The organism is Pseudoalteromonas sp. GW168-MNA-CIBAN-0100 (genome assembly GCF_040309225.1).
Taxonomy (GTDB): Bacteria; Pseudomonadota; Gammaproteobacteria; order Enterobacterales; family Alteromonadaceae; genus Pseudoalteromonas; species Pseudoalteromonas arctica.
In genome coordinates this window covers 66,163-72,162 of sequence record NZ_JBEOOL010000026.1, presented here as the reverse complement: position 1 = coordinate 72,162, position 6,000 = coordinate 66,163, and the positions used below count along the sequence as shown (strand labels likewise).

The window sequence follows — 6,000 nt, the reverse complement described above, 5'->3', positions numbered from 1 at the left end:
GCGTAGAGCTTGCTCACGCGAGAAGCGCAGCTTCTAATTACTCAACCACCTATTGTAAAAGCGTTGCTTTTAAACGCTAGCAAGCTGCGCGTCTACAAGTTAAATCAAACCGCAGTGTTAAATTTTGTTGTAGGCGTAGAGCTTGCTCACGCGAGAAGCGCAGCTTCTAATTACTCAACCACCTATTGTAAAAGCGTTGCTTTTAAACGCCAGCAAGCTGCGCGTCTACAGGGGTTATGGCCTCTAAAAATTTAACTTTCACCACACATAAAAAAACGGCGCTAAATTTAGCACCGCTTTATAAGCAATAAGAAAAAGTTTACGCTTTTTTCTCTTCACAACTTGCTAGGTATTCGTCAAACGTACCTTGGAAGTCGATTACTTTTTTATCTTTAATATCAATGATACGCGTAGCTAATGACGATACAAACTCGCGGTCATGGCTTACAAAAATAAGCGTACCTTCAAAGTCTTTAAGCGCATTGTTAAGCGCTTCAATGGCTTCCATATCCATGTGGTTAGTTGGTTCGTCCATAACAAGCACATTAACGTCTTGCATCATTAACTTACCAAATAACAGGCGGTTTTTTTCACCACCAGAACAGTTACGCGCTTTTTTGTTTGAATCGTCTGCTGTAAACAACAAACGGCCTAACATGCCACGAACCATTAAATCGTTGTGCTTAGCTGTACGCCATTGCGACATCCAATCAAACAACGTTAAATCGTTTTCAAAATCTTTAGTGCTGTCTTGCGGGCAATAACCAAAGGTCGCATTTTCAGACCATTTAATTTCGCCTTCATTACTTTTAAGCTCGTCTACTAAACAGCGTAAAAATGTAGTTTTACCCACACCATTTTCGCCAATTACAGCAAGCTTAGCGCCAGCTTCTAGTAGTAAGTCGCCACCAGTAAATAATGTTTCGCCATCAAAACCATGGCCAAGCTTATTAACTTCAAGCGCTTGACGATACATTTTTTTACCTTCGTCAAACGAAAGTGATGGGCTCATACGGCTTGAAGATTTAACTTCATCAAGCTTAATTTTATCCATTTTTTTAGCGCGCGAACTTGCTTGTTTAGCTTTAGAAGCGTTAGCACCAAAACGGTTAACAAAGTCTTGTAGCTCGTCAATCTCAGCGCTCTTTTTAGCGTTTTCAGCTAAAAGTTGCTCGCGTTGTAGGCCCGCAGCATCTAAAAATTTCTCGTAGTTACCAGGGTAAATACGCAGCTCGCCGTAATCAATGTCGGCCATGTGTGTACATACCGAGTTTAAAAAGTGACGGTCATGCGAAATAATAATCATCGTACATTTACGTTTGTTAAGCTCGTTAGCAAGCCACGTAATTGTATGAATGTCCAAGTTATTGGTAGGCTCATCCAGTAGCAAAATGTCAGGATTTGCAAATAACGCTTGTGCTAAAAGCACACGTAGTTTCCAACCTGGAGCAACGTTTGCCATTAACCCGTAATGAAATTCTTTATCGATACCCGCTTCAAGCAAAATTTCTTCAGCGCGGCTCTCTGCCGTGTAACCGTCCATTTCAGCAAATATGCTTTCAAGATCGGCTACTTTCATACCGTCGTCTTCGCTCATTTCTGGTAACGAGTAAATACGTTCGCGCTCTTGCTTTACTTTCCAAAGCTCCACGTCGCCCATAATTACCGCGTCTACAACGCTGTATTGCTCAAAAGCAAACTGGTCTTGGCTTAGGTTACCTAATTTCAACCCTGGAGTAATAGATACATTACCCGCACTTGGAACAAGCGCACCGCTTAAAATTTTCATGAAAGTCGACTTGCCGCAGCCGTTAGCGCCAATTAAACCGTAACGGTTACCGTTACCAAATTTAGCTGAAATGTTTTCAAACAACGGCTCTGCGCCAAACTGCATCGTAATATTTGCGGTGGAGATCAAAAAGGGTAATCCTAGATTAGTACTGACAGGAGTACGCTGCAGCAAAACGCCACAAACAAGAACCAGACAATAGGGTAAATTAGCTGGCGAATTATACAGATCAGCCACAACGAATGAAAGATAAAAGGCAGCTAATTTATAACCAAGCGAAAATAACGGCAATTCTCGATTTTAAGCCACTATTTTTAGCGTGAGCGGTGTTGCTTACTTACAGAGGGGAGCGTAAGCACCACCGACAGTAATATTAAAGAAGTGTTGCAGTCAAAGAGCTAAGTTATTACCCATGCTTTAATGCACAGGTTGATAAATTAACTTTATAGCGGCTGCATTTTTAGTAATTAATTGATTAACGGTTGCCACGTCATCAAGAGTTAGCGACTCTTTACTTAGCATAAAATGTACGTTGTTAACGTTAATCGGTGTAATAGACTTTACCTGCGTAATTGAGGGATGTTTTTTTACAAAGTACTGTGCAACAGCAGAGTCTTCAATAACATAGTCAATTCGTTTTTTATCTAACATACTAAATCGATTATTTGCTTGAGCAGTAAGCACCACCTGTGTTGGATACTTAGTTTTTAACTGTTCAAGCTCGTTACCAAAAAAGCTCCCACGGTTAATACCAGCTGTAAACTTTTTACTAAAAAGCTCAGCTAAGCTTGTTACATCAGGCGTATCTTTATGTTTATAAAGCCGCATAACCTCGTCGCGGTAAGGCAAGCTAAAATGCGCATATTGAGCGCGTTGTTCTGTATAACTTGCCGCGTAGGTCATATCTACTCGGCCATTTTTAAGCTCAGCTTGAACACGTGAAAAACTCGGAAAATAAGTCCATTTAATACAAAATTTTGAATCTTTAAAAATAGCGTTTGCAGCATCCACTTCTGCGCCTAAAAATGTATCACCTTGCTTAACAAGGTAAGGCGGCCAATTAGTTTCGTTAGTGCCCATTACTAATGTTTTTGAACACGCAAGGGCATTAAAGTGAGTAAATAGCAGTGTAGTAAATGCTAAAAATAAAGTTTTCATTACACTCCTTAAATTAGTGTTCAAACAACGCTTTAAGTGCTGTTTTATTTTTGTTTATATATTCATTAATTACCGCAAGCTCAGTAACCGACACCGTTTGTTTGCTAAACATTAAATAAATGTCGTCCTTGTTTACATACTCAATATTGGTTACTAATTTTATATTTGAGCCTTTTTTGCCAAAATAAGCCCCCACTAACTCGTCTTCAATAGCAAAATCAATACGTTGTTTATTAAGCATTTCAAAGCGCTTACTAGTTGCACTAGTGTATTCAATCTGCTTTTTATATTTAGTTTTATATTGCTCAAATTCCTCGCCGTAATAGCTTCCAAAGTTAGCGCCCACGGTAAGGCCTTGTTTAAAAATATCTTCGAGGTTTTTAACGTTATGCTGATTGTTTGTATTTTCGTACAAACGCATAACTTCAGTTCGGTAGGTATCACTAAAGTGCACATATTTAGCGCGTTTATCGGTATAACTTGCTGCCCATCCTAAATCAATACGGCCGTATTTAAGCTCAATAAAAGCCCGCTTAGAATTTGGTAGTAACTTAACTTCAAAACAAAAAGGGGAGTCAGCAAATATAATGTTAAGCGCATCAACCTCCGAGCCTTGCAGTTTACCGTTAATACCCATTACATAAGGTGGCCAAAAAGCATCGTGCGATGCCACGCTAAAGGTTCTCTCACAAGCAAACACATTAAACGGAGCCGTAAACAGCAAACATAAAAATACAGTAATTAATTTATTCATTGCGCCTCATAGTTATTATTTTTGCTTATTATTACAACAGTATAAACCAGCTTTTGTATTTTAGCGGCGCGGGCTTGTTAAATTTGTAAATATTCCGTTAAAAATTCATTTTTAGGATAAAACAACTAAACTAGCGTTGTTGGTAGCTTTATCTATGGGTACACTAATAATAAATTTATACATAGCAGGGCACGTTATGTCACCAGCCAAAATACGCAGTGATGTTATAAAACTCAGTGAATTAAGCACTAAAAAACCAGATTATTACTTTATCCAAGGCTACTTAATGGGATTAGGTGTATTACCTCAACTACTTGTTCCCAGTGAGTGGCACCCAGATCTATTTGGAGAGTTTAATATTCAAAACGAGACTGAGCTAAAATACCTCGAAAGCTTAATGGCTCTGTATAACCAAAGCATGGATAAAATAATTCAAAACGAATTAAAAATGCCAGCAAAATGCAGCCTATCTAAACAAGACTACCGTGAGTCACTAAAGCCGAATATGCCCCTACCAAATTACTGTAAAGGGGTTTTACAGGCGCTTAAAAATATAAATAAACGCATGCTCAATACAGAGCAAAAACGTTCTATAAACAGCTTTACTACAGTGTTAAAAGCATTTACAAGCCCCAAAATCGCCGCAAAAGAGTTTGGTGAATTTGCCCAATACAACGCCCAAGAATATAAACGTAATTATGTTTATTTTATGGCCGACGCTATTTTTGAACTTCGATTTAGTAACGAGCGAGCAGTATTTGATGAAAACGAAGCCGAATTTAACAACCACTTTTTAGACGAAGAGCCAAATGAATTAGATGAATTTGATGAACTACTTGAACTAGTACTTGCCGATACCGAGCTAAAAGCACTTGAGCCAATGCAAATGCTTTTAGAAATAATGGAAAGTGGGCTCATAACAAAGCAGTTTATTAAAGACAACACCGGGTACTTTTGGGGTTTGCACGAAACCCGACCTTATATGATGCTTCGCGCGCATCGAGCAAAAATACACGCACTGCATGGTTATACCCAAAAAGCGCAATCAGAACTCGAAGAGTTATTAAAGCTAAACCCAAACGACAATCAAGCAAACCGCTTTTTATTAATGAACTGCCTAATTATTAATAAACAATGGGAAAAGTTAGAAGCGCTATTGGCCGACTTTGATTTTCAAGAACTACACACAACAGCAAGCCGTGCGCTAAGTGCTTTTGTAATGCATGGTGATTCAAAACCCGCTAACGAATACAAAAAAATGCTCCAGCAGCAAAATAAACACTTTAGCAAAATACTCACCGGACAAGAAAAACTAAAAGAACAACAGCCGTCATATTTCAGCCCAGGCAGTAAAGAAGAAGTAGCTGTTTACCTTGATTCGTTAGGTAAGCAGGCGTGGATTTCGGTGCCTGCGAGTCTTTTTTGGCTAAGAAAAAAGTAACAAAAAACGTTTAGCGTGATTTATATCGCGCTAAACATAACGCAGATTCAATTTTGAAGTGCATAACCGCTTTTTGAGTTTTTTATTCAATAGTAGAAATCACGCTTGTTAAGCGTGCAGCATCAATGTCGCTTGTGTTCGTAAAGCGCCATACTTGAAATAATAAATTTCAAACCCGTCAATAAACACATAACATTCAGAAGTCATCGTTAATAACCTGCGCTTTATTGGTTTTACGTTGCCGTGCATTGTAGCCACCTACATCGGCGGCTAATTCATTAATTTCATCAAGGAGCGATCCTTGTAATTGCAACACGACTAAAGCTTCAAATAAAATATCGCTTTTAACTGTCTCGCCTTGCTCAAGTTTTTGCACAGTAGAGCGCGACACACCAATCATTTTTGCAAAGGTGCTTTGCGTGTAATGCAAAGTGCGGTGCTGGCGTATTAAATCCCCTAATCGCTGCGCCATTTTTAAAGCTTGTTCCGATCTCATTAATGAGTGCCTACTCGGTCATTAAGGTGTTAATGATTATTTTAGCGGTATTTGGCTTGTTTGCAAATAAAAGTGATGATTTAAAAGTTATTGGTAATTTGTTTGTTGGTGTTTTAGAGCAGAGATTTTTAATGAGAGGCGGCTTAATATCTCGTTACTAAGGATTGCAAGCGCCCTTGGAATCTGACAACACACTAGAGGAACACAGATAAGGGCGTTTGTATTGCATTTTAAATTTTATACTGCGTATGTATCACTCAGCATCAGTGCTTAATAACAACGGCGTATTAATTTAAAAATTTCTACTTATTAAGCCTATATTTAATGCGCTTGTTCCTGTAGATTAAACAAATAATGAATGC

Annotated in this window: 6 protein-coding genes; 2 read left to right on the top strand and 4 right to left on the bottom strand. The window is 38.6% G+C overall.

Annotated elements, in window-relative coordinates; genetic code table 11:
- Positions 1-319 precede the first annotated feature (319 nt).
- The 3 genes from AAEY62_RS15530 to AAEY62_RS15520 all read right to left on the bottom strand — a co-directional run bounded on the left by AAEY62_RS15530 (position 320) and on the right by AAEY62_RS15520 (position 3,701).
- On the bottom strand, positions 320-1,918 hold the full coding sequence (locus AAEY62_RS15530) for an ABC-F family ATPase (protein WP_076915521.1): 1,599 nt from the start codon (positions 1,916-1,918) through the stop codon (positions 320-322).
- A gap of 288 nt (positions 1,919-2,206) precedes the next feature.
- On the bottom strand, positions 2,207-2,947 hold the full coding sequence (locus AAEY62_RS15525; RefSeq protein WP_024591145.1) for a substrate-binding periplasmic protein: 741 nt from the start codon (positions 2,945-2,947) through the stop codon (positions 2,207-2,209).
- 13 nt (positions 2,948-2,960) lie between these two features.
- The gene (locus AAEY62_RS15520) at positions 2,961-3,701 is read right to left on the bottom strand and encodes a substrate-binding periplasmic protein (RefSeq protein WP_024591146.1); all 741 of its coding nucleotides are present in this window, start codon (positions 3,699-3,701) and stop codon (positions 2,961-2,963) included.
- A 196-nt stretch (positions 3,702-3,897) separates the two neighbouring features.
- On the opposite strand from AAEY62_RS15520, the gene AAEY62_RS15515 reads away from it, so the two are divergent.
- Complete coding sequence (locus tag AAEY62_RS15515) at positions 3,898-5,142, top strand: UPF0149 family protein (RefSeq protein WP_024591147.1); 1,245 nt, start codon at positions 3,898-3,900, stop codon at positions 5,140-5,142.
- A 196-nt stretch (positions 5,143-5,338) separates the two neighbouring features.
- Here the strand turns inward: AAEY62_RS15515 and AAEY62_RS15510 are convergent, their stop codons facing one another.
- The gene (locus AAEY62_RS15510) at positions 5,339-5,638 is read right to left on the bottom strand and encodes a helix-turn-helix domain-containing protein (RefSeq protein WP_024591148.1); all 300 of its coding nucleotides are present in this window, start codon (positions 5,636-5,638) and stop codon (positions 5,339-5,341) included.
- A 32-nt stretch (positions 5,639-5,670) separates the two neighbouring features.
- Here AAEY62_RS15510 and AAEY62_RS15505 point away from each other — a divergent pair, with 32 nt between their 5' ends.
- Positions 5,671-5,799, top strand: coding sequence for a hypothetical protein (locus AAEY62_RS15505; protein ID WP_269208791.1), 129 nt, complete (start codon positions 5,671-5,673; stop codon positions 5,797-5,799).
- Positions 5,800-6,000: the final 201 nt, after the last annotated feature.

Coding starts and splice junctions, on each gene's coding strand:
- AAEY62_RS15525 (WP_024591145.1), bottom strand. CDS start 2,947: ATGAAAACTTTATTTTTAGCATTTACTACACTGCTATTTACTCACTTT.
- AAEY62_RS15520 (WP_024591146.1), bottom strand. CDS start 3,701: ATGAATAAATTAATTACTGTATTTTTATGTTTGCTGTTTACGGCTCCG.
- AAEY62_RS15515 (WP_024591147.1), top strand. CDS start 3,898: ATGTCACCAGCCAAAATACGCAGTGATGTTATAAAACTCAGTGAATTA.
- AAEY62_RS15510 (WP_024591148.1), bottom strand. CDS start 5,638: ATGAGATCGGAACAAGCTTTAAAAATGGCGCAGCGATTAGGGGATTTA.
- AAEY62_RS15505 (WP_269208791.1), top strand. CDS start 5,671: ATGATTATTTTAGCGGTATTTGGCTTGTTTGCAAATAAAAGTGATGAT.